Here is a 20,855-nt window from a genome sequence, read left to right on the forward strand (position 1 = left end):
GGTTCTGTCGGGGCCGGAAATTGCGATCACGGTAGCCCCTGGGCGATACCTGCGCAGACGATTACTCTTGGGCTTATGGCCCCCGATTCACTACGCCGTAAATTCTCTCTGCAAGGCGACGATGCCCAGCAATGGCTAGCCGAGAGAGACTTTTTTGGAGAATTCGATACGACTTTCCGGCTTGTGTCGGACGAGATCAGCTTCGAGGGTTTCGGAGCCGCCCGCGTGTGGCACAGCGAGGGGTCATACGAGATTGACCGCCGCTCACCCACGGCCCTCTTGATCGTGCAGATCGAGGGCGAGTCGACCCTCCAGGTGCAGACCTGGGGTGAGGCGGCGAGGGTCATCAGCCCGGGCGACGTTGCGGTCCTCCCTGGTGGGGGGGCACCGTTCCAGTTCGCTGCTACCCGCCCGGTCGCGAGATACCAGATCGAGTTCGATCTGGCCGGACTTCCTGCCCAAACACGCCTCGAACTCGAGCTCGGGATGGTGTTCGCTCAACCCGTGAAGACGTATCGCGACGCCGTCGCGGCGACCGCGAACATCGCGCTCAATTCCGCGATGGTCGACAAGGAGGCGGGGTTCGCCGACTTCGGGTTGGGGCTCCGACATCTTACGACGGCGCTTCTGCTGCACGCTCTCGCGGCCACGGCGCCGGAGCACTCGGAAGACACCGAAAGTCTGCACCGCGCGGCGCTCAGGGTGATCGCGATGCGGGCGACCGACCCCGATTTCACGGTAGAAGCGCTCGCTCGGGCGATCGGCAGGTCGCCACGTAACCTGCGGCACATTTTCGCTCAGGCCGGCTCCTCTGCAAAGACCGCGCTCACTGAGGAGCGGGTTCGGCGGGCACGCAGCCATTTCGGCATAACGGAAAACGGACAGCTTTTCACCGCACCAGAGATCGCCCAACTGGCCGGTTTCCGGGATGTGCGGGCACTGCGCCGCGCCCTCGCGAAGGACGAGGATGCCGAATAGGTTACTTCTTCGTCAGCGACGACTCTTTGTGCGCGGCCTTCGCTTCCGTCTTATCGCTCTGCACGATCCAGTACGGTTCGTCCTCCGAGGCGTTGAATTTCTGCCCCTCGAAGTGGAACTCTTTCGTCTTCTTTTCCACGAGCTCCCCGTGAGTCTCGCCCTGCGAGGTGTTCCAGGTGATCTTGTCGCCCTTCTTCACGAGGCGCTTCCTCTCTCTCGGTCGCGCAGACGCGCGGTGTTCCCCTCGTGCGGCAGCACAATGGTGGTCGTGACGTCGACGATCGCCGGAGCAGCGGGGGCCGACGAGAAGCCGAAGCGCACGGGAGGCGAGAGCGGCCGCAGCGGGCCGAGGTCCGCCTCCGCGAAGGTCGCCTCGACGCCCTCGATGCGGCGGATCGCCCGCACGCCGTAGTACTCCCGCCGCCCGTGCCCCGCCGAGCCGGCAGTGCTGACGCCGCGCACGAGCAGCGACGCGACCGGCGAGATCGCGGTCAGCCACGCGGGATGCTCGGCCACCGGCCCCGGCACCGCCCGCAGCAGGCGCCCGAGCGGAGTGAGCCCGCCGAGTCGCAGCCTCACCCGCAGGGGACCGGCCGCAAGAGAGAGACCGCCGGCGCTCCTTCGCCATTCCACGGGTGCCACCACGACCTCGTCGAAGGCATAGGTCGACCCGATGAGGTCGGCGATCTCATGGGTCGGCGCGATCAGAAGTCGGTGGCCATCTCCCGTCTCGATCATCGCGTCGGCGAAGGCCCCGAACGGCGTCTGCTCCCAGAGCCCGAGCACGATCCGCGTGCCCGAGCTCGTGCCGAACCCTGCGATGCGCCCGCCGAAGCGGAGCCGCCGCGGAGCTCGGCCGGGCATCAGGAGGCCGACCGCAGGAGCGTGAACGATCCGTCGCGGACGATCAGCGTGGTGACCTCGCCCGCGACGACCTGCTTCGGGTCGCTGGACGCGGCGAGCGTCCACTCCGCCCCGGGCGCCTTCGGCACCGTGAACTCGACACCGTTCTCGGCTGCGTTCAGCAGCAGGGCGAAGGAGTCGCTGCCCTCGTGCTCGAACACGAACGCGATCGAGCGGGCGTCCGGATTGTCCCACTCGTCGTCGGCGAACCCGTGGGCGTCCGAGCGCAGGATGTCGACCGTGTCGGGGCCGCCGTCACCCGGAGCGCGGCGGAACCACCGGGGGCGCAGTGCCGGCTCCGCGGTGCGTAGCGCGATCAGCTCGCGGGTGAAGGCGAGCAGCTCGCGGTCCGCGTTCTCCCAGTCGAACCACGAGATCTCGTCGTCCTGGCAGTAGGCGTTGTTGTTGCCGCCCTGCGTGCGGGCGATCTCGTCGCCGCCGAGGATCATCGGGACCCCCGCCGAGAGCAGCAGCGTCGCGAGGAAGTTGCGGCGCATCCGTGCGCGGCGCTCGTTCACGGCCTCGTTGTCTGTCGGCCCCTCCGCGCCGTTGTTGGAGGAGCGATTGTCGCTCTCGCCGTCGGCGTTGTCTTCGCCGTTGGCCGTGTTGTGCTTGCGCGAATAGGCGGTGAGGTCGGCGAGGGTGAACCCGTCGTGCGCCGTGACGAAGTTGACGCTCGAGAGCGGCGATCGGCGGCTGGACTCGTAGACATCCGGTGACCCGAGCACGCGCTGCGCGGTCGTGCCGAGCACGGAGTCCGCTCCGTGCCAGAAGTCGCGCACGTCGTCGCGGAACTTCCCGTTCCACTCCGACCAGTCCGCCGGGAAGCCGCCGACCTGGTATCCCGCGGTGTCCCACGGCTCGGCGATCATCTTCACGGGTGCGAGCACCGGGTCCTGGGCGATCAGGTCGAGGAACGCGCTGTGCACCTCCGCCTCGCCGCTCTGGCGCGTCAGCGTGGTGGCGAGGTCGAAGCGGAAGCCGTCGACGTGCATCTCGGTCACCCAGTAGCGCAGCGAGTCCATGATCAGCCCGAGCGCCGCCGGATGGCTCACGTTGAGGCTGTTGCCCGTGCCGGTGGTGTCGAAGTAGTGGGCGCGGTCGTCCTCGACGAGACGGTAGTAGGAGGCGTTGTCGATGCCTTTGAACGAGAGCGTCGGTCCCTTGTCGTTGCCTTCGGCGGTGTGGTTGTAGACCACGTCGAGGATGACTTCGAGGCCCGCCTCGTGGAACGCCTTCACCATCGCCTTGAACTCATCGACCTGGGAGCCGTCGTCTCCCGCGTGCGAGTACTCGTTGTGCGGCGCGAAGAAGCCGAGGGAGTTGTAGCCCCAGTAGTTGCGCAGGCCCTTCTCCTCGAGGTGCGAGTCCTGCACGAACTGGTGCACGGGCAGCAGCTCGACCGAGGTGACGCCGAGGTCGGTGAAGTGCGCGATCGCGGCGGGATGCGCGAGACCGCGGTAGGTGCCGCGGATCTCCTCCGGCACGTCGGGGTGCAGTTGGGTGAACCCCTTCACGTGCACCTCGTAGACGATCGTCTCCTCGAGGGGGATGCGCGGGGCGGAGTCGCCCGCCCAGTCGAACGAGTCGGGATCGGTCACGACGCACCGCGGTACGGATGGGGCGGAGTCGGTGTCGTTGCGCCTGTCGGCGTCCTCGTGGAACTGGCCGAAGACGTCCTCGCTCCACGAGTAGGCGCCTTCGATCGCGGTCGCGTGGGGGTCGAGGAGGAGCTTCGCGGCGTTGTGTCGGAGGCCGTGGGCCGGGTCCCAGGGGCCGTCGACGCGCAGGCCGTAGCGCGTGCCGACCCGCATGCCCGGAACGATTCCGTGGAAGACGTGGCCGGTGCGCTCGGTCAGGGTGACGCGGGTCTCGGCTCCGGACTCATCGAAGAGGCAGACCTCGACGCGGTCCGCCGTCTCGGAGTAGACGGCCACGTCGGCGCCCGCGTCGCCGAGGAGGGAGACGCCGAGGGGGTGGGGGAAGGAACGGGGAGAAGCGGGCATGCGACCATCCTGACCGGCGCCGCCCGGGTGCATCGCCTGCTTGTCCGCGCGCTCGGTGCCCGCTAGCCTTGCGGCGCCTCCGACGCCAGAAGATCGCGCGGCCGGCCCGCGTTCGTCGTTGGCGCGACTCAGTTCAGCGCGGCCGAGCCGTCGCTCGTGAAGACGATCTTGCCGAGGGCGCCGTCGCCGCCTGCCGCCCGCCGCGTGAGCACGTCGACGATCTCGCCGAGCGGATACACGGCGCCGGGCTCGGGCCGTAGCTCGCCGGAGGAGGCGAGGGACACCGCGCGCCCGATCCGCTCCGCCGTCGCCACCACGATGAGGTTGCGCACTCGAGGCCGGTCGCGGCGCACGACTCCGAGCGCCTCCGCGCCCAGCGCCGGGCCATTGGGCACGAGCGTGGCGATGCGCCCGCCGTCGGCGAGCAGGATCGCAGCGTCGGCGACGGGGAGGTGTCCTGAGACGTCGACCACGAGGTCGAAGCGGCCCGCGAGCACACCGAGGTCGAGCGCCCGATAGTCGTGCGGCTCGGCTCCCAGACCCCGCAGCAGCTCGGCGGAGGCGGCGGAACCGGTCGCCGCGACCGCGCAGCCCGCGCGCACCAGCAGCTGGATCGTCAGGTTCCCGATCGCTCCGGAGCCGCCTCCGACGAAGACCCGCTCGCCGGCTCGCACGTGCAGCGCGTCGACGAGGCCGACCGCGGTGCCTCCCGACATCGCCAGAGTCACGGCCTGCACGTCGTCGAGGGAGTCGGGGATCGGCACGAGCGAGCGGCTGCGCGCGATCGAGGCGTCCGCGAACGCGTCGCCGTCGCGAGTCATCCCCACGACGCGGTCGCCGATGGCGAAGCCCTGCACGCCGGGGCCGAGTGCCTCCACGGTGCCTGCGATGTCGAGCCCGAAGCCGTAGGGCCGGCGCCGGCCGACGGCCATGATGCGCGCGCTGCCCGAGAGGATCTTCTCGTCGGTGGCATTGACGCTCGCGGCACGCGTGCGCACGAGGAGCTCGCCGCGACCCGGCATCGGCACGGGTGCGTCCCGCCACGAGAGCAGGTCGGGACCGCCAAAGCGGTCATAGCCGAGTCGTCTCATCTCGCTCCCGTCCGAGACGTCGACGCGTCTCCGCCACGAGCCTAGGCGGTGCTCGAGCGGGGTTCTGGTCGGAGGGAAGCCCCCTCGAGGCGCACGGGCGCGGTGCTACCGTGGCCGCCATGAGTGCAGACCAGAGCCCCGAGTTCGCCGGCTTCGAGGGCACGCCCTCGGTCGAGGTCGGGCGGGCCGACGACGTCGGCCCGTCCGACGTCGAGGTCGAAGAGAACACGGGAGCCGACGAGAGCCGCGACCCGGATCACGGCTACGACCCGCGTGCCGAGAGCGGCACCGAGAACACCGCAACAGACGAGGTCTCCTCCTCGGAGGACGAGGACAGCCTCCTCCCTCCGGGCAGCACAGCGGAGGGGGCAGGCACCTCGATGGGTGCTGTCCCCGCCGAGGCGCGCCGCGAGGCGGCCCCTCTGGGCGATCCCGCCGACTCCGCCGCCTCGTCGCAGCTCGCCGACGAGCGCTGGCGCACGAACGGCGTCGACCCGCTCGCCTGACGTCGCGCCCCGGAGCGAGGTGTGAGGCGCGACAGGGCGAGAGGCGGGATGTCCAGCAACTACTCCGGTCGCTCGGAGGGGGAGCGGGGGTAGGGGCCGTAGTTTCTCCAGAGCGCGACACGCCGGTCGCGCGGACGGGGAGTCCTGATGTCGTTGTTCCTGAGCCGCACGCGCGAGATCAGCTGGAGCGCCGACGAGCGCCGGGCGCTCGCCGAGGCAGTGGCCGAGGACCGAGCCGAGATGTGGCGGGCCGTGGGAGCGCTCGACCGCACCGTGGTCGTCTCGACCGAGGACCCCGGCACCCGGGGAGGCGCCCGCTGGCCCACCGACCATCGCGCGTTCCTCCGGATCGAGCGCGCGGACTCCGTCGTGCTCGCCACCGACGGCCTGAGCGACCCCTTCGACCGCCTCGCCCGCCCCGGAACGGGTCTGGGCCTCGAGCTCTGCCTCGAATCCTCTGCCCTGTGCGGCGTGCCCGCCGCCGATCTCTGGAACCACTGGCACTTCCGCGTGCTCTACGAGGCCGCGCGCCGCGCCGCCCTGCAGGGCGTGTGCTGTCGCACCGGACTCGACACCGCGAGGCTCGCAGGCACCTCGGCGCCCGCCTCCTGGCTCGACGCCGACGGGTGCGTCGGGGTGCTGCTGGGGTTGCGGAGTCCGCGGCTCCCCGAACACATCGAGCTCGCGACCGGCGAGGCGGAGCTGGTCACGCTCACCCCGCTGCGCCCCCAGGAGTATGCGTGGGCCGCGGTCGACGCGACGGCGCGCGCCGAGATCGGCGACCGCCTCCGCCGTCTGCCGCATGACGAGCTCGTGCACACCGCCCGCCCGCTGGTGGTCTGAGGCCCTCGTCGTGCCAGCCTCTCGTGGCCCGAGGGTCAGGCCTCCTCGGGCTCCGGGACCACCGTCATCTCGCCCGTGTTGTTGGCGCCCGCGATGAACTGCTCGATCCAGGCGCGGTTGAGCGATGGCCGCTTGCTGCCGTAGAAGCGGAAGTGCAGGGGAGTGGTGGGGTGCACCCAGACGGAGCTGCGGCCGTAGCCGCTCGTCTCGGGCTCGGACCACGACAAACTGAACGATTCGTTGCGCCGCATCTTGGCGAACATCGCGACCTTGAGGTGGGCGAGCAGCCGATCCTCGAAGTCGATCTCGAGTGATTGCGGTCCGTAGATCAGTCGTCCCATTGTCTCCGCCTCGATGGTCGTCCCGACGTCGCAGAGAGCCCGGGCGTCGTGGGCTCCGTGAGAGGGGAGCCGCCACCACAGGAGGATACCGACGAGGGCGCTCGAAGGGGGACACGCCGCGGGAACGACGAGCGCCCCGCCAGCCGGATCATACGATCACGGCCGACGGGGCGCTCGGGGTTCAGAGAACCGGGGTTCGGTGACTACTCGCCGACGCCGCGGATGTTCGCGGCCTGCGGGCCCTTGCGGCCCTGCTCGACGTCGTACTCGACGTGCTGGTTCTCGACGAGCTCGCGGTAGCCCTGCTTCGCGATGGCGGAGAAGTGCGCGAACACGTCGGCGCCTCCGTCGTCGGGAGCGATGAAGCCGAAGCCCTTTTCGGAGTTGAACCACTTAACGGTGCCAGTAGGCATTTCTTTTCCTTACGTGATGGTGACGCCGGCCGAGGCCTGCGTCGTCAGATTCCGCACGAGTGTGCGGTACCCGCTCGACTCCTCCTCCGCGCGGATGAAACACGCGTCAGCCGGGAGTCGCTCGGGTCGTCTAGGGGGTGCGAGGGCCGCCTCCACGGGGGAGGGCGCCTCTGCGAGGGAGAACGTCCCGCGCACCGAACGAATCGGCGGGGCGGGGGTCGAACGAGGAACGTCGCGGCTTCCGCGGCGTCCTGTGAAGGGCGGTACCCGCGGGTGAGGCGGGCGTTCGAACCGGGAGATCGAGGTCGGAGCCGTCGATCGGAACGGTTTCTATCAGGGGCTGAGTCTCTTCGTCGTGGTGCGACTTCTCAGCCGTGGAATTCGGGCGATCGCCCAGGAGATGTCTTGACTCTACGCGATGGGTGCCCTCGAGCGCGACCGTCCGTCGCATGATGTCGTCGACGCGCCTCCTTTCGTCGGCTCCTCCTCCCCGTCGGCGAACCCCGATGCGTGTGGCACGATGCAAGCCAGGGTGCGGTCCGCGCATCCCCACCCGCCCCGTCCGTCGCCACCTCGAGGCGCGCCGGACCCCGTGTGCACGAGGTTCACGATGCCGGTCCCGAACCCCCCTGGCGATGCCGCCGAGCTGCGTCGCGAGCAGGAGGACGTCGGCATCTCCTGCGCACGGACGGCCGGCGGGATCTTCACCGCCGCCTCCGCCCTGCACTTCGTCGCCCTCTCGCCTCCCGAGCTGCTCCCTGTGCTGCCGAGCCTGTTGCTCCTCGTCGTCGGTGCGGCCGTGCAGCTCTCGTCACGGCGGGCCGGGCCGAGCGGCGCGCGCGCGGTCATCACAGGCCTCCTGCTCAACGTCGCGGCGCTCGCCGCATTCCTCGGGCCGGGAGTCGACGACCGCCTGCGCGCGCTCCTCGGTGCGATAACGATGCTCACCTCCATGGCCGTGCCGAGCGGACTCTTCGCGATCGGCGCCCGCCCACGGATGCGGCTCGTCGCGGTGATCGCGATCCTCCCGACGATGGCGCTCGGCGCGGCCGCGACGTGGGAGTCGGGACGGGCCGCGTTCGTGCTGCTCTCGATCGTGGTGTGCTGGACGCTCGCCTTCAGTGGCTCACGCTGGCTGGCGTCGAGCGTCGAGCGGGCCTTCGTGGGCACGGCCGCACTGCGCACCGCGCACGACGCCGAGCGCCGATCGAGCGAGAGCGAGGCGCGCCGCCGCTCCGACGCCCGACTGATGCACGACACGATCCTCTCGACGCTCACTCTCGTCGCCCACCGCGGCGAAGGGGTCGCGCCCGAGACGCTGCGCGCTCAGGCCGCCGCCGACCTGGGGCTGCTGCGAGGCCTCGAGGCGGGACCGGAGCTGGGGCGGGGCGGGGCGCTGCGGCTCCCGGGGCCCCTTCTCGAGGCTGGACGTCGCGCCGAGGCGCGCGGTCTCGACATCCGCTGGCATGTTGCCTCCGAGGTGCGTCTCGCCGCCTCGACGCTCGACGCGCTTGCGCGGGCCGTCGGCGAGTGCCTCGAGAACGTGCGGAGGCACTCAGGTGCCTCGGCCGCGCACCTCACGGTCGTCGAGGAGGCGGGCGAGATCCGCATCGCGGTCTCGGACGACGGGTGCGGCTTCGACCCCGCCGCGGTGCCCGCGGGCCGGCTGGGGCTGGCGCAGTCGGTCGTGGGGCGTCTCGAGGCGGTGGGTGGAGCGGTGCGTGTCTTCTCGGCGCCCGGCTCCGGCACCACCGTTCTGTTGAGCGTGTCTTAATGACCGCCCCCGACGACGAGGGAACGCTCCTCGAGCTCGTGCGTGCCGCCGAGAGCGGGCCGCGGACACTCGGCTCCGTGCGCGAGCGGATCCGCCGCACCCACCGCCTGAGCGCGAGCTACCTCGGCCTGGGGTTCATCACCATGGCGACGCTGCTCATCGTTCGCGGGGTCGTCTCCTACCTGTGGGCGCTCGACGAGCGGTCGGCGACCTGGTGGAGTGGAGTCGCGTGGTTGCTCGTGATCGGCGCGCTCGCCTGCGCCGTCGTGGTGGCGCTCGCGCGGCACGGCGAGCTGCCCCGGGCGGCCTTCGTGGCCGTGCTCGCGGTCGACGTGCTCGCCCTCGGGCTCGAGTTCGCCGACTACGCCCTGCCGGAGCCCTCCGCGGTCTACTACCCGTCGGTGTGCGTCGGAGTCGGCGCCACGGTGCTCGCTGTGCTCAGCTACCAGCCGCTTTCGCGTTCCTTCGCGGCTCTCGGCCTGCTGGTGGGCCTCAGCGCGCTCGGGCTGCTCGGTCACACCCTTCTCGGCGGATCGAGCGCCGCGCTCGCCGTCAGCAATGTTCTGCTGGCCGTCGCGCCGACCGCGGTGTGCGCCGCGCTGCTGACCACGCTCGACCGCCACGTGCACCGCAAGCTCGACCGCACGCTGGCCGAGAGCGTCGTCGATGGGCCGAGCGTGCGACCGGGCAGCCTGGCCGCCTCCGAGCTCTCGCACGTGGACGCACGGGTCGAGGAGCTGCTGGAACAGGTGACGCGGCGCTCGCCCCGCGCGGCGCTCGACGAGCGACTCGGTGAGCGTGCGCGCGTCCTCGGGGACGAGCTCCGGGAGGCGCTCGCGCGCAGCCACGACGAGACCTGGCTGAGGATCGCGGTGGCGGAGTCGGCCGTGCTCTCGACCGCGGTCTCGGTCAGCGACCCCGAGGGGCGGGCGGCGCGCCTGCTCCCGCCCGACCGATCGAGGCTGCTCTCGGTGCTGTGGCTTCTCACCGCTCCCACGACGCGCCCCTCGATCGAGCTGGCCCTGACCGGAGGCGCGGACGGCGCGCTCTCGATCGGCGTGACAGCGGTCGGTCTTCGCGCTCGCGACCTCGATCCCGCGGTCTGGGGAATCCTGAGCGAGCTGGGCGAGCACCGTGTGGGCGCTGAGGGCCATTCGACGACGGTCCGCCTCGTGCACCTGCCCGGACGGAGGGCAGGCGAGTGAGTGCCTCGATCGCCCTCGCGATCCTCGACGACCACCCGATCCTGCTCTCGGCGCTGGGGGAGTGGATCCGCCGCGCCGGCTCCGAGGTGGAGGTGGTCGCGACTGTCGGCAGCTGGACGGATCTGCTCGCGCATCCCCGTTTCCCGAGCGACGTCGTACTGCTGGACGTCGACCTGGGCGACGACCTCGACCTCTCGATGAAGATCCGCACCATCGCGGCGGCTGGGGCGGCGACCGTCGTCATCAGCACCCATTCCGACCGAGAGACGATCGCTCGGGCGCTCGACGCGGGCGCCAGCGGCTACGTGGTGAAGAGCGAGCCCACACCGATCCTCCTCGAGGCGATCCGCGCCGCGGCGCGCGGCGAGGGCTTCCTCACCCCGCAGACCCGCGCGCTGCTCTCCCCTGGTCCTGCCGGCGCTCTCTCGCACCGCGAGCGGAGGATCGTCGGGCTCTTCGCCGAGGGGATGCCGCTCAAGCAGGTCGCGACAGCCCTCGGCATCACTCAGGACGCGGCGAGGAGCGGCTTGCGCAACGCCCGCTCCAAGTACCGCGACGCGGGCGTGAACGTCAGCACCACGATCGCCCTACGGCGGCAGGCGTTGCGGGACGGCATCATCCAGCGCCAGCCGTAGTGGTGCCTCACACGGTCTCGGGTCGCTTCTGCCGCGCGGGCTCCGCCGGTCGATCGGGCCCGTTCCAGACCGAGATGATCCCCCAGACGACGGCCGCGATCGGCACGGCCAGCACGGCCCCGACGATCCCGGCGAGCACCGTCCCGACGGTCAGCGCGATGAGCACGATCAACGGGTGCAGCTTGAGTGAACGGGCCATCACGACGGGCTGGAGGAAGTTGCCCTCGAGCTGGTTGACCCCGATGACCACGAGGACGACGACCAGGGCCGCGAGGGGCCCGTTGGCCACGAGCGCGACGAGTGCGGCGAGGATCCCCGCGGCAGTCGCTCCGACGATCGGGATGAAGGCGGTGAGGAACACGACCACCGCGAGCGGCAGAGCCAGGGGCACCTGGATGATCGCGAGGGCCACTCCGATGCCGACCGCGTCGACTGCCGCCACGGTCGCCGTGCCGCGCACGTAGCCGCCCAGCACGTCGACCGTCTTGGCTCCCGCCCGCTGGGCGCGCTCGTAGCCCGTGCCGGTCAAGGGACGCAGCAGGAACTCCCAGATTCTGGGTCCGTCCTTCATGAAGAAGAAGAGCACCACCACCATCAGCGCGAGGCCGGTGGCGAAGTTGGCGGCAGCCGAGACGCCGGCCAGGGCTCCCGTGCCGAAGGAGCTCGAGGTGAGGAACCCCACCACCGACTGGCGCGCGCTCTCGATCTGCTCCGGCGTGATCTGGAACGGCAGGTGCTGCGCGTAGTCCTGCAGGGAGGCGATGCCGTCGGAGGCGCGGTCCGACAGTTCGCTCCACTGGTTGCGTACCGCGACGGTGATCAGCCACGCCACCGCGGAGAGGACCGCGAGCAGCCCGATCAGGGCGAGCCAGGTGGCGGCGATCGACGGCACGCCCTTGCGGCGCAACCACGACAGCACAGGGTGGATCGCGGACGCGAGGATCAGCGCGATGATCACGGGGATCAGCACGAGGGTGAGCTGCGTCATCACGAAGACGAGCACGGCCGCGAGGGCGAGGACGATGATCGCCTGCAGGCAGCGGAAGGCGAAGCGTCCGAAGCCGTCGCTCCACACCTGATGGCGCTGTCCGGGTTCGAGGGTCGAAGGGTCGTTGCGGTCGAAGAAGCCCATGGTGGCACCGTACGCGAGCGGAGGATCGCTCGGCCCCCGCTTGACGGCGGGCCCCGCGTGCCGGTGCATGCGGCTTCCGCGCTCGGCGGAAAGGGGAGAAGAAAGTCCCCCCTTTCTGGTGTGCCTCGAAAGAGTGTCGAAAAGAGAAGAAGGATGAGAAAAGGGCGCCTCCCCCTCGTTGGGGTGTGACCCGAACGAGTGCGGAATCAGTCGTGAGTGGCACTGATATCACGGCAAAAGTACCCATCCTTCGAGGAATACCAGGAATATCAATTGCTGGGACGACGGAATTCGCACTAGAGTCGCCATGTTCATGCAGCTGCATGTACTGCGGCACCCGAAGCCGCGCTGCAGGTCGTATGAGCCGCAGCACCCTCTCTCCTTCCGGGGTGGAACCCGAATCTCCACCCCGGACGGAGCGGTCCCGTCACCGTCGTGGATTCGCAGGCACTGCCGTGCGTCCACGCCGACGCTGGACCGAGCCCCCCGCACACCCGCCCCCGCACACCCGCCCTGGAGCCCTTTCGCATGTCCGCACTCCCTCAGGGGGGTGACTCCGGCGCGCTCACGCGCGTCACGGAGCACTCCACCGTGCCCTCGACCACCACGACCACCGGACGCCGGACGCTCATGCGGGCCGCCCTCTGGAGCGCGCCCGTCGTCGCCGTCGCGCTCGCCACTCCGGCCGCCGCCGCATCAGGGGGCGGATCGAGCAAGCCGACCCCCACCCCCACTCCCTCGGCTCCGCCCGTGCCCGTGGGATCGACCTCGACCCTCCTCTTCGACACCTGGCAGAGCAACGCCCACTGGGACAACGCGGGGCATCGCACGGGGATCGACACCCTCATCCAGATCCAGAACAGCTACTGGACGGGTCACGGCAAGAACACAGTGATCGGCGCGCCCGTGCCCATCCTCTCTGTCTCGGTGCTCTACCCCGCCTCCTGCCGCGTCACCGGCGCGCCGACGGCACTCACCGGCTCGGGCTGGAGCTTCACGACGATCGCCGCCCGTGGCGAGGGCGCGGTCGAGTACATCTTCACGTGGTCGGGACCGGCGCTCCAGCCTTCGAAGTCGACCCCCCAGCTGAGCTACACGGTTGCCGCGACGCTGCCGCGCGGGCAGGCCCAGCTCACGGCCGACGCCTCCGCCCCTAACGCGGACAAGGTCAAGGCACCCGCATACGGCAACACGCTGTACTGAGCGGGAGTCAGGCCGGGACCCTCACGGTGAGCCCTCCGGGCTCGATCCACGTGCGGAAGGCGGACGTCGTTCCGAACGGATCGCCGTCGAGCTCGATCTCCTGCGGGCTCTCGAGGCGCACGGTGAGGTCCCGGCCCTTCACATAGCGCAAGGCCGCCACCTCCTTGGTGAGGCCCATTAGCTTGGCGCCGACCGCACCGGCGCGACGGAGCACGCCGTTCTCCCAGATCACTTTCACGATGATCTGCACCCAGCCGAAGAATCCCTCCGGTCGCAGCAGGACGATGTCGAACTCGCCGTCATCGACCGCCGCATCGGGCAAGAGGAGGATGTTCGCGGGCAGAGAGCCGCAATTGCCGACAATGATCGTATGTGCCCGCACATGGCGGGTCTTCGAGCCGTCGAGGCGATAGCGGAAGTCGAGCTGGTTCTTGTCGAGCAGTGCCGTGCGCAGCGCATCGACATAGGCGAGCCAACCGGCGCGCTTCTTCAGCTCGTCGTTCGTGTTCGCGAGCATCTTCGCGTCGATCCCGAGCCCGGCCATGACGACGTAGGCGTGACGGTCGCGGCCGGTCGCGGTCTCGATATCGATCATCCCGACATCGATGGCACGGTCGCGACCCGTGAAGGCGACGGAAAGCGCGTTGTCGACGTCGTCGAGAGTGAGGTCGAGGTTGCGGGCGAGCAGGTTGCCGGTGCCGGACGGCAGCAGGGCGAGTGAGGCTCGGGAGCCGCGCAGCTCCTCCGCTACCACGCGGACAGTCCCGTCGCCGCCCGCCGCGATCACCATGTCGGCCCCGGCGGCGAGCGCCTGCTGGGTCTGACCGGCGCCCGGGTCCTCGACCGACGTCTCGAACCAGAGCGTCTCCTCCCACCCCGCCGCCGCCTCAGCGCGCGCGACGGCGGCCTTCACGGCGTCGAGCTCGACCTTGACGGGGTTGTAGACCAGGGCGGCGCGGCGCCGCTCAGGCATCGGGACCCTCGGTGGCGGTGCCGTCCTCGTCGACACGGCCAGGCCGTACGGCCGCGTCCTCGCGGATGTCGATCCGCGTGTCGCCCGCGGCGGTCGTCGAGACGTCGATGCGGGGTGCAGCATCGGCTTCCGTCGCGTTCGGGGCGCTGGTCAGCTGGTCGCGGCGATCATCCGCGGTGTGGTCGCTCATGGCTGGACGCTAGCAGCGGCGCGAAACCGCCGCGCGGGGTTGCGGTGGCCGCACAACGTCAGCTGAGACGGCCGCTCAGCGACGATCGTGTGCGAGGGGCCGTCTCAACTGACGTTGTGTCGTCGTCGGCGGCGCCGCCGCTCAGCGCGACCGCGCCGCCTGGAGCCCCCAGAGCACGAGCGGAATCTGCAGGGGCAGACGCGCGACCGCAATGGCCCGCGCCCTCGGCCGCCGCGCATCCCGCGCCATCTGCACATTGCCGGGGAACACCGCCACCATCAGCGCCGCCGAAGCGGTCCCGCCGATCGCGCGCGTCGACGGCCAGAGTGTCGCCGCCGCGCACGCCAGCTCGGCCAGGCCGGAGGCGAGCACCCAGCCGCGCGCAGAACCCGGCATGCCGCGCGGCACGACCCCGTCGAAGGTGCTCGGATGCACGAGATGCACCACTCCCGACGCGGCCATCGCCGAGATGAGCACGAGCGGGCCGGCGCCCAGACGTCGACGCGTCACCGGCTCTGCGCCCCACGCTCGAGCGGGGCGACGTGGTCGAGGATCCGCCGCCATTCGCGCACCAGCGCGAGGCGGCCGGTGCCCTCGACGGTCGCGGTGCGCGCATCCGCGAGACGATCGCGGTACCAGCGGCCGTCCTCCGCGCTCGCCACCGGGTCGAGGTCGCCGTGCACGAGGAGCGTCTGTGCGCTCACCCGGTCGAGCTCGTCGGCCCAGGAGCCGTCGCGCAGCGCCGCGAGATCGGTCGCGGCTCCGCCCGGGCCCTGCCGCCACCCCTCGCCGAGCATCCGCTCGAGTCGATGGCGCAGACCGCCGTGGCTCGCGAGCACCGGGTCGTCGTCCTCGATGCCGAGGGCATCGAGGCCCGGCTGTGTCGGCGGGAGGGAGTCGGCGATCCCGTGGGCGTCCTCCCCGGGCAGAGTCTCCCGTCGCTCCCATGCACGAGTGGGCCGCACGAGGACGCCGGCCTGCGGCGGTGCTGGCGTGCCGACGATCGCGAGGCGGTCGACGAGGTCCGGGTGGCGGGCGGCGAGGGAGAGCGCGAAGACGCCTCCCGAGCCCCACCCGACGACGCCGACGCTGCCAAACCGCGCGCCCTCGACCATGCGGGCGGTGCGCTCCGAGCGGCGGAGGTACTCCGCCAGGTCGTCTGCGCGATCCTGCACCCGGCCGTCGGCGGCGTCGACCGGATCGGATGCGCCGTATCCCGGGCGGTCGAGGATCAGCAGGTGCAGCCCCCAGGGCCCGGTGACCAGGGGATCGGGGTCGAAGCCTCCCGCGCCGGGGGTCGGATGGCAGAACACCACCAGCCGGTCGGCGATCGGGTCGCCCGCCGCCGAGACGCCGATGCCGCGGCCCGACCGCAGCTCGAAACGGTGATTCGCCATGTCGCCTCCCCAGTGGCGCCGACGATCGGCGCTGTGCACTCAGTCAACCGGAGGGACCCGGCCGTCCGCTGGGCCTTGCCTCGACAGGCGGGCAGACGGCAGGAGCGGTTGGCGACGGCGGGCGAGTTGGTCGAGCCGCTGAGGCCCGTCACCGTGCTCCTCCGCGCGACGCGCAGGGCGAACGGGCGGGCGCTCCGCCCCGAAGACTGGCATGCTGGAGCAGACGGTCGGAGCGCACGCGCACCGCTCGGTCGACGTGCTCCCGCCACCTGCGGCGCGTCGGCCCCGTCCCGCACACCTCCACCCGCTCCCGGCCGTGCACGATCCCGCCGGGGCGACACATCACCGCGGCCCGTCCGGGCGCGCGGTCGGACGCCGAGCGCACAGCGCGCGTCCGAGCCACTCCTTCCGGAAAGCACCTATGAGAAACACGAGATCCGCCAAGCCCGCGCGCCATCACCTCGAGCTCCCGCGCCCCAAGCCGCTCGAGAAGGGCGGGATGCGTATCACTCCGCTCGGCGGCCTGGGCGAGATCGGCCGCAACATGACCGTCTTCGAGCACCAGGGCAAGCTGCTCATCGTCGACTGCGGCGTCCTCTTCCCCGAGGAGAACCAGCCCGGCATCGACGTCATCCTCCCCGACTTCGCCGCGATCCGTTCGCGCCTGAAGGACATCGAGGCAATCGTGCTCACCCACGGTCACGAGGACCACATCGGCGGCGTGCCGTACCTCCTCAAGGAGCGTGGCGACATCCCGATCATCGCCTCGACCTTCACGCTCGCGCTCATCACCGCGAAGCTCACCGAGCACCGCATCGTTCCGCGCACCCGCCCGGTCAAGGAGGGCGACCGGATCGACGCGGGCGTCTTCGACCTCGAGTTCCTCGCCGTGAACCACTCGATCCCGGATGGTCTGGCCGTGGCGATCCGGACCGAGGCCGGCCTCGTGCTGCACACGGGCGACTTCAAGATGGACCAGTTCCCTCTCGATGGCCGCACCACCGACCTCCCCGGCTTCGCTCGCCTCGGCGACGAGGGAGTCGACCTGTTCCTCGTCGACTCCACCAACGCCGACGTGCCCGGCTTCGCGATCTCGGAGGGGGACCTCGCCCCCGCGATCGACCAGGTGTTCCGCACCGCCCCTCGCCGCATCGTCGTCTCGAGCTTCGCGAGCCACGTGCACCGCATCCAGCAGGTCCTCGACGCGGCGCACCGCCACGGCCGCAAGGTCGCCTTCGTCGGCCGCTCGATGGTGCGCAACATGGGAATCGCTGCCGAGCTGGGCTACCTCAAGATCCCTGCGGGCCTCGTCGTCGACATGAAGGTGCTCGAGAAGCTCCCCGCGACGGAGATCGTGATGATCTGCACCGGTTCGCAGGGCGAGCCCATGGCGGCGCTCTCGCGGATGGCGAACAAGGACCACATCATCGATATCGGACCGGGCGACACCGTCCTGCTCGCGAGTTCGCTGATCCCGGGCAACGAGAACGCGATCTACCGCATCATCAACGCGTTCACTCGCTGGGGTGCGACCGTCGTGCACAAGGGCAACGCGAAGGTGCACGTCTCGGGTCACGCCAGCGCGGGTGAGCTCGCGTACTGCTACAACATCCTCCGCCCGACGGCCGTGCTGCCGGTGCACGGGGAATGGCGCCACCTGACGGCGAACGCGGCCATCGCGACCCGCACCGGGATCGACGAGAAGAACGTCTTCGTGATCGAGGACGGCGTCTCGATCGACTTGGTGAAGGGCCGCGCGCGCATGAGCGGGCGCATCGAGGCCGATCACATCCTGGTCGACGGCACCACGATGGGAGTCGCGACCGAGGACGCCATGATCGACCGCCGTGTCCTCGCCGAGGAGGGGACGATCACCGTCCTCGCCATCGTCGACATCGAGCGCGGCACGCTGGGCGAGCCCGTCGAGTTCTTCACTCGCGGGTTCGTCGAGGAGCCGGGCTGGAAGGCCAACGCGAGCAAGGCGATCGACGACGCGGTGCTCCAGGCCGCCGGTCAGCCGACCGACCGCGACGCGATGGAGAGGCTCATCACGCGCACTCTGGGCCGCTGGCTCACCCGCCGTCACCGTCGCAACCCCGTGATCACCACGATCGTCGTCGAGGAGTAAGGGGCGCGGGCCGGCGCTTGTCACGCCGTGTCGCGCCTCCGCTACCCCCTGCACCGGACGGCGGGCCCGGAGCAGAGTGGGAGGGTCGGCACGGCGTCGACGCGAAGGGAGAGCACCATGAGCACCGAGCGCACCACGGTCGAGGGCGGCGAGTCCGCCGAGGACCTCCCCGACGGCACCGGTACGGACACCTCCACGGGCGGCGGCGACACCGACACGGTGTCGGGCGGCGAGCCGGAGGAGCCTTCGAAGTAGGACGTCCGACGAAGGGGCGGGACCGATTGTGGTCCCGCCCCTTCGTCGTGTGGTGCCCAGCCTGTTCGGGGCCCCGTTGCTCGGTGTCTCCCGTCCAGACGAGGCCCTCCGCTCAGACGAGCGGGCCGTCGCTCTCGCTCGTGCGACGGGTGACCTGCTCGCCGCTGGCGGGATCGACGGCCGAACGGGTGGTCGACACCGCCTGGCGCCGACGCGTCATCAGGACGAGCCCGAGGATCAGGCCGACGGCTCCAGCGGCCATCAGGATGTACCCGACCAGGTGCAGGTCGAGTCCGGACACCTGCAGGTCAACTGCGAACGCGAGGACCGCGCCGACGACGAGGAGGAAGATCCCTGCTCCGATGCTCATTTCGTGCTCCTTCGGGTGTCACCGATGTGCGCGGGAGGCGCAGGAGCATCGGCGACCGGCTCACTGTAGACCCGCCTCCCCCCGGACCGGTAAGCCCTTCCGATGGCGCCTCGACAAGTGTAGGGAGGCGTCAGCGGTCAGCGAGTCGCAGCATCACGCGGGTGCGGTCGGCGCGCGTCGCCAGCCGTTCAATGAGGAGGAAGACGCGGTACTCGAGGCGGTACTTCCTTCGGAACACCTCGCCGAGCCTCTCGACGGTCTCCGCATCCGAGACGATGCGGGCCGCGGCGTCCACGACCTCCGCTCCCTCCTGCACGCGCCCGCGTCGATCGCAGACCACGAGGGTGGCCCGCGGGTCGTGGCGCAACCGCTTCACCTTGCCGCTGCGTCGCGGAGTCGTGACGATCAGCTCCTCGCCGTCCCGGGCGATCCAGACCGGTGTCGAGACTCCGACGCCGCTCTTGCGGAAGGTGGTGAGGGAGACGAAGGAGGCATCGGCGAGCGCCGCGAGGGCGGGGGAGAGGGTCATCCCCGAAGCGTAGGACTGCGCGGGGCTGTCTCCGCAAGTCTCCCGAGCGCTCCGCGGGCCACCCGTAGGCTGGCGGGATGACCGACCCGACACCTGTGATCGGCCACACCGAGGCACCCGAGCTGCACGTGATGACCTACAACATCCGACGTCGTATGCCGCGCCTCACGTCGCGCGCCGTCGACCAGTGGGAGCGTCGCGCACCCCTCGTGCGCCGAGTGCTGCGGAGCGAACGGCCATCGATCCTCGCCGTGCAGGAGGCGCTGCCCGATCAGGCGGCGTTCGTCCACGAGTCTCTCGGTGCCTCCTTCGAGGCGATGGGCTTCGGCCGCGATCCCGACCGGGGAGGCGAGCGAGTGATGCTCTTCGTCGACCGCAGCCGGTTCGCGGTGCGGCACTGGACACAGATCGCCCTCTCGGACACTCCCGACATCGCGGGTTCGCGGAGCTGGGGCAACCGCATTCCGCGTACCGCGGTGATAGCGGAGCTCACCGATCACGGGACCGGACGCGAGCTCACCGCGATCGCGACGCACTTCGACCACCTCTCGCACCGCTCCCGGTTGCGCTCGGCCGAGCTGCTCGCTCGCCGGGTCCGAGAGCTCGGCAGCCCGGCGATCGTCATGGGCGATATGAACACGGACGCGGGTACTGCCCCGTACCGCGTGCTGCTCGACGAGGCCGCGCTCGCCGACTCCTGGGTCGTGGCGGGACGTCATCTCAGCCGCAGCTGGAGCACCTTCTCGAACTATCGCGCGCCGAGGCCGGGCAAGCGCATCGACTGGCTCGCCGTCACCGCTGGCGCCTTCGAGGTCGTCTCGACGGCGATCAACGCGATCCGGTACGACGGCGCGGCGCCCTCCGACCACGAGCCGGTGCAGGCTGTGCTCCGCTTCACCCGGCCGTGAGCGGCTCCGTCCTCGTCGCGACGTTCCTGCAGCCTCCGCGCACTCGAGGGGAGTGGTTCGCGGACGCCGTACGGATGGCGGGTGCGCTGAGCATCGTCGCTGCCGCCCTGGGCTGGGGCCTGGTCGACGTCGCGGTGTTCGGGCTCGCTGCGATCGGGCTCGTCCTGCCGCGGTTTCTCGGGATCCGAGCGGCGCTGGATGCGGCGTTCGGGATCGCGCTGCTGGTCGCCTCCTGGAGCAGTGTGCTCGATCTCTACGCAGCGTGGACGACGTGGGACCTCGTGGTGCACGGCGTGCTCAATGGTCTCGTCGCCGTCGTGGCCTTCCTCCTCGCCGCCCGTGCCGGAGTGGTGCCGCCGGTCGCGGGTCAGGGCGGTCCGCTCGCCCCGGCCGTCGTGCTCTGCGTCTGCTTCGGCATCACGGCCGGCGTGCTGTGGGAGTGGGGCGAGTGGGCGGGCCATCGCTTCATCGACTCCTCGATCTTCGTCGGCTATGACGACACGCTCGGCGACCTCGCCGCGGGGGCTCTCGGCTCGCTGCTCGCCGGCTCCCTGATGCGCTACTGGTCCGCGACGTCGCGAGTCGGGCGCGCGGCATAGGCGAGCAACGGACGTCAGAGAGGAGAGAGGGCGCAGCAGCGCCTCGGGCGGGCTACGCGGTACCGGCGTGTCCCGGGAAGGGCTTGCCGTTCAGCGACACCTCGTCGGGGTCGACCTCGACGTCACCGACATCGTCCGGGCCGCCCGTGCCGGGAACGGCCTTCACCTCGGCCGAGCCGGACACCTCGGTGCGGCTCGCGGCCGGGTCCTCGTCCTGCTTCGCCTCCGTCTCGCGCTCGCTGCCCGGAGACTCGGAGCGGTCTTTCTCGATCGTCTCGCTCTCGGACGAGGTGGGCGAGGCCGCCCCTGCCGGTGTCCCGATCGTCGAGCCCAGGTCGTCGTCTCTCGAGCCGTGCTCGTGCTCGGTGCCGTGGTGGTCCATGTCGCCGCCTTTCGTCGGTGGATCCCGACGCTACGTGCGCCCGTCGGAGGAGGCACCGGCTTGACACCGCTCCGTCCCACGCCCGCGGTGCCGG

25 protein-coding genes are annotated in these 20,855 nt (G+C 70.7%); 11 read left to right on the forward strand and 14 right to left on the reverse strand.

Annotated elements, in window-relative coordinates; translation table 11 throughout:
• Positions 1 to 75: 75 nt before the first annotated feature.
• Complete coding sequence (locus ITJ45_RS02220; protein WP_194607206.1) at positions 76 to 978, forward strand: hypothetical protein; 903 nt, start codon at positions 76 to 78, stop codon at positions 976 to 978.
• 1 nt (position 979) lies between these two features.
• Here ITJ45_RS02220 and ITJ45_RS02225 read toward each other — a convergent pair whose 3' ends face one another.
• The 4 genes from ITJ45_RS02225 to ITJ45_RS02240 all read right to left on the reverse strand — a co-directional run bounded on the left by ITJ45_RS02225 (position 980) and on the right by ITJ45_RS02240 (position 4,978).
• Positions 980 to 1,177, reverse strand: a complete 198-nt coding sequence (locus ITJ45_RS02225) for a DUF2945 domain-containing protein (protein WP_194607207.1) — start codon at positions 1,175 to 1,177, stop codon at positions 980 to 982.
• Positions 1,174 to 1,842: a hypothetical protein gene (locus ITJ45_RS02230; protein WP_194607208.1), complete on the reverse strand. Its 669-nt coding sequence runs from the start codon at positions 1,840 to 1,842 to the stop codon at positions 1,174 to 1,176. Before ITJ45_RS02230 ends, ITJ45_RS02225 begins: the two co-directional genes overlap by 4 nt.
• Positions 1,842 to 3,887, reverse strand: coding sequence for a glycogen debranching protein GlgX (gene glgX, locus ITJ45_RS02235; protein WP_194607209.1), 2,046 nt, complete (start codon positions 3,885 to 3,887; stop codon positions 1,842 to 1,844). The genes ITJ45_RS02230 and glgX overlap by 1 nt, the downstream gene beginning before the upstream one ends.
• Positions 3,888 to 4,015: 128 nt before the next feature.
• Positions 4,016 to 4,978 carry an NADP-dependent oxidoreductase gene (locus ITJ45_RS02240; RefSeq protein ID WP_194607210.1) on the reverse strand — a complete coding sequence of 321 codons (963 nt, stop codon included), beginning with the start codon at positions 4,976 to 4,978 and terminating at the stop codon, positions 4,016 to 4,018.
• A 119-nt stretch (positions 4,979 to 5,097) separates the two neighbouring features.
• On the opposite strand from ITJ45_RS02240, the gene ITJ45_RS02245 reads away from it, so the two are divergent.
• Together ITJ45_RS02245 and ITJ45_RS02250 are read left to right on the forward strand one after the other, a co-directional pair.
• Positions 5,098 to 5,484: a hypothetical protein gene (locus ITJ45_RS02245; RefSeq protein WP_194607211.1), complete on the forward strand. Its 387-nt coding sequence runs from the start codon at positions 5,098 to 5,100 to the stop codon at positions 5,482 to 5,484.
• A gap of 147 nt (positions 5,485 to 5,631) precedes the next feature.
• The gene (locus tag ITJ45_RS02250; RefSeq protein ID WP_194607212.1) at positions 5,632 to 6,327 is read left to right on the forward strand and encodes a hypothetical protein; all 696 of its coding nucleotides are present in this window, start codon (positions 5,632 to 5,634) and stop codon (positions 6,325 to 6,327) included.
• 35 nt (positions 6,328 to 6,362) lie between these two features.
• Here ITJ45_RS02250 and ITJ45_RS02255 read toward each other — a convergent pair whose 3' ends face one another.
• Entirely contained in the window at positions 6,363 to 6,668 is a 306-nt protein-coding gene (locus ITJ45_RS02255) for a hypothetical protein (protein WP_194607213.1), read from the reverse strand.
• 203 nt (positions 6,669 to 6,871) lie between these two features.
• Positions 6,872 to 7,081 (reverse strand): cold-shock protein, encoded by a 210-nt coding sequence (locus ITJ45_RS02260; protein ID WP_055786246.1) that lies wholly within the window; start codon positions 7,079 to 7,081, stop codon positions 6,872 to 6,874.
• Between the two features lie 610 nt (positions 7,082 to 7,691).
• Between ITJ45_RS02260 and ITJ45_RS02265 the strand changes: the two genes are divergently transcribed.
• From ITJ45_RS02265 to ITJ45_RS02275, 3 genes are read left to right on the forward strand one after another with little or no spacing between them, the layout of a single operon-like run.
• A complete protein-coding gene (locus tag ITJ45_RS02265; RefSeq protein WP_194607214.1) occupies positions 7,692 to 8,855 on the forward strand; it encodes a sensor histidine kinase in 1,164 nt (387 codons plus the stop codon).
• A complete protein-coding gene (locus tag ITJ45_RS02270; RefSeq protein ID WP_194607215.1) occupies positions 8,855 to 10,060 on the forward strand; it encodes a hypothetical protein in 1,206 nt (401 codons plus the stop codon). Before ITJ45_RS02265 ends, ITJ45_RS02270 begins: the two co-directional genes overlap by 1 nt.
• Positions 10,057 to 10,695, forward strand: coding sequence for a response regulator (locus ITJ45_RS02275; RefSeq protein WP_194607216.1), 639 nt, complete (start codon positions 10,057 to 10,059; stop codon positions 10,693 to 10,695). Before ITJ45_RS02270 ends, ITJ45_RS02275 begins: the two co-directional genes overlap by 4 nt.
• A 7-nt stretch (positions 10,696 to 10,702) precedes the next feature.
• Here the strand turns inward: ITJ45_RS02275 and ITJ45_RS02280 are convergent, their stop codons facing one another.
• Positions 10,703 to 11,827, reverse strand: a complete 1,125-nt coding sequence (locus ITJ45_RS02280; RefSeq protein WP_194607709.1) for an AI-2E family transporter — start codon at positions 11,825 to 11,827, stop codon at positions 10,703 to 10,705.
• 528 nt (positions 11,828 to 12,355) lie between these two features.
• Here ITJ45_RS02280 and ITJ45_RS02285 point away from each other — a divergent pair.
• On the forward strand, positions 12,356 to 13,030 hold the full coding sequence (locus ITJ45_RS02285; protein ID WP_194607217.1) for a hypothetical protein: 675 nt from the start codon (positions 12,356 to 12,358) through the stop codon (positions 13,028 to 13,030).
• 7 nt (positions 13,031 to 13,037) lie between these two features.
• Here the strand turns inward: ITJ45_RS02285 and ITJ45_RS02290 are convergent, their stop codons facing one another.
• The 4 genes from ITJ45_RS02290 to ITJ45_RS02305 all read right to left on the reverse strand — a co-directional run bounded on the left by ITJ45_RS02290 (position 13,038) and on the right by ITJ45_RS02305 (position 15,590).
• Positions 13,038 to 14,003 (reverse strand): diacylglycerol/lipid kinase family protein, encoded by a 966-nt coding sequence (locus ITJ45_RS02290; protein ID WP_194607218.1) that lies wholly within the window; start codon positions 14,001 to 14,003, stop codon positions 13,038 to 13,040.
• A complete protein-coding gene (locus ITJ45_RS02295) occupies positions 13,996 to 14,193 on the reverse strand; it encodes a multidrug transporter (RefSeq protein ID WP_194607219.1) in 198 nt (65 codons plus the stop codon). Before ITJ45_RS02295 ends, ITJ45_RS02290 begins: the two co-directional genes overlap by 8 nt.
• A 141-nt stretch (positions 14,194 to 14,334) precedes the next feature.
• The gene (locus tag ITJ45_RS02300) at positions 14,335 to 14,703 is read right to left on the reverse strand and encodes a hypothetical protein (RefSeq protein ID WP_323742818.1); all 369 of its coding nucleotides are present in this window, start codon (positions 14,701 to 14,703) and stop codon (positions 14,335 to 14,337) included.
• The gene (locus tag ITJ45_RS02305; protein ID WP_194607220.1) at positions 14,700 to 15,590 is read right to left on the reverse strand and encodes an alpha/beta fold hydrolase; all 891 of its coding nucleotides are present in this window, start codon (positions 15,588 to 15,590) and stop codon (positions 14,700 to 14,702) included. Before ITJ45_RS02305 ends, ITJ45_RS02300 begins: the two co-directional genes overlap by 4 nt.
• Before the next feature lie 421 nt (positions 15,591 to 16,011).
• Here ITJ45_RS02305 and ITJ45_RS02310 point away from each other — a divergent pair, with 421 nt between their 5' ends.
• Both ITJ45_RS02310 and ITJ45_RS02315 read left to right on the forward strand, forming a co-directional pair.
• Positions 16,012 to 17,718: a ribonuclease J gene (locus ITJ45_RS02310; protein ID WP_194607221.1), complete on the forward strand. Its 1,707-nt coding sequence runs from the start codon at positions 16,012 to 16,014 to the stop codon at positions 17,716 to 17,718.
• Between the two features lie 117 nt (positions 17,719 to 17,835).
• Positions 17,836 to 17,973 carry a hypothetical protein gene (locus ITJ45_RS02315; protein WP_194607222.1) on the forward strand — a complete coding sequence of 46 codons (138 nt, stop codon included), beginning with the start codon at positions 17,836 to 17,838 and terminating at the stop codon, positions 17,971 to 17,973.
• Positions 17,974 to 18,085: 112 nt separating this feature from the next.
• On the opposite strand, the gene ITJ45_RS02320 is transcribed toward ITJ45_RS02315, so the two are convergent.
• Together ITJ45_RS02320 and ITJ45_RS02325 are read right to left on the reverse strand one after the other, a co-directional pair.
• Positions 18,086 to 18,343, reverse strand: a complete 258-nt coding sequence (locus tag ITJ45_RS02320; RefSeq protein WP_194607223.1) for a DUF6458 family protein — start codon at positions 18,341 to 18,343, stop codon at positions 18,086 to 18,088.
• A 130-nt stretch (positions 18,344 to 18,473) separates the two neighbouring features.
• Positions 18,474 to 18,872, reverse strand: a complete 399-nt coding sequence (locus tag ITJ45_RS02325) for a PPOX class F420-dependent oxidoreductase (RefSeq protein WP_194607224.1) — start codon at positions 18,870 to 18,872, stop codon at positions 18,474 to 18,476.
• A gap of 77 nt (positions 18,873 to 18,949) precedes the next feature.
• On the opposite strand from ITJ45_RS02325, the gene ITJ45_RS02330 reads away from it, so the two are divergent.
• On the forward strand, positions 18,950 to 19,780 hold the full coding sequence (locus ITJ45_RS02330; protein WP_194607225.1) for an endonuclease/exonuclease/phosphatase family protein: 831 nt from the start codon (positions 18,950 to 18,952) through the stop codon (positions 19,778 to 19,780).
• Complete coding sequence (locus ITJ45_RS02335; RefSeq protein WP_194607226.1) at positions 19,777 to 20,379, forward strand: hypothetical protein; 603 nt, start codon at positions 19,777 to 19,779, stop codon at positions 20,377 to 20,379. The genes ITJ45_RS02330 and ITJ45_RS02335 overlap by 4 nt, the downstream gene beginning before the upstream one ends.
• A 52-nt stretch (positions 20,380 to 20,431) precedes the next feature.
• Here the strand turns inward: ITJ45_RS02335 and ITJ45_RS02340 are convergent, their stop codons facing one another.
• A complete protein-coding gene (locus ITJ45_RS02340; RefSeq protein ID WP_194607227.1) occupies positions 20,432 to 20,761 on the reverse strand; it encodes a hypothetical protein in 330 nt (109 codons plus the stop codon).
• Positions 20,762 to 20,855 lie beyond the last annotated feature (94 nt).

Source organism: Rathayibacter sp. VKM Ac-2879, from assembly GCF_015351245.1.
Lineage (GTDB): Bacteria > Actinomycetota > Actinomycetes > Actinomycetales > Microbacteriaceae > Rathayibacter.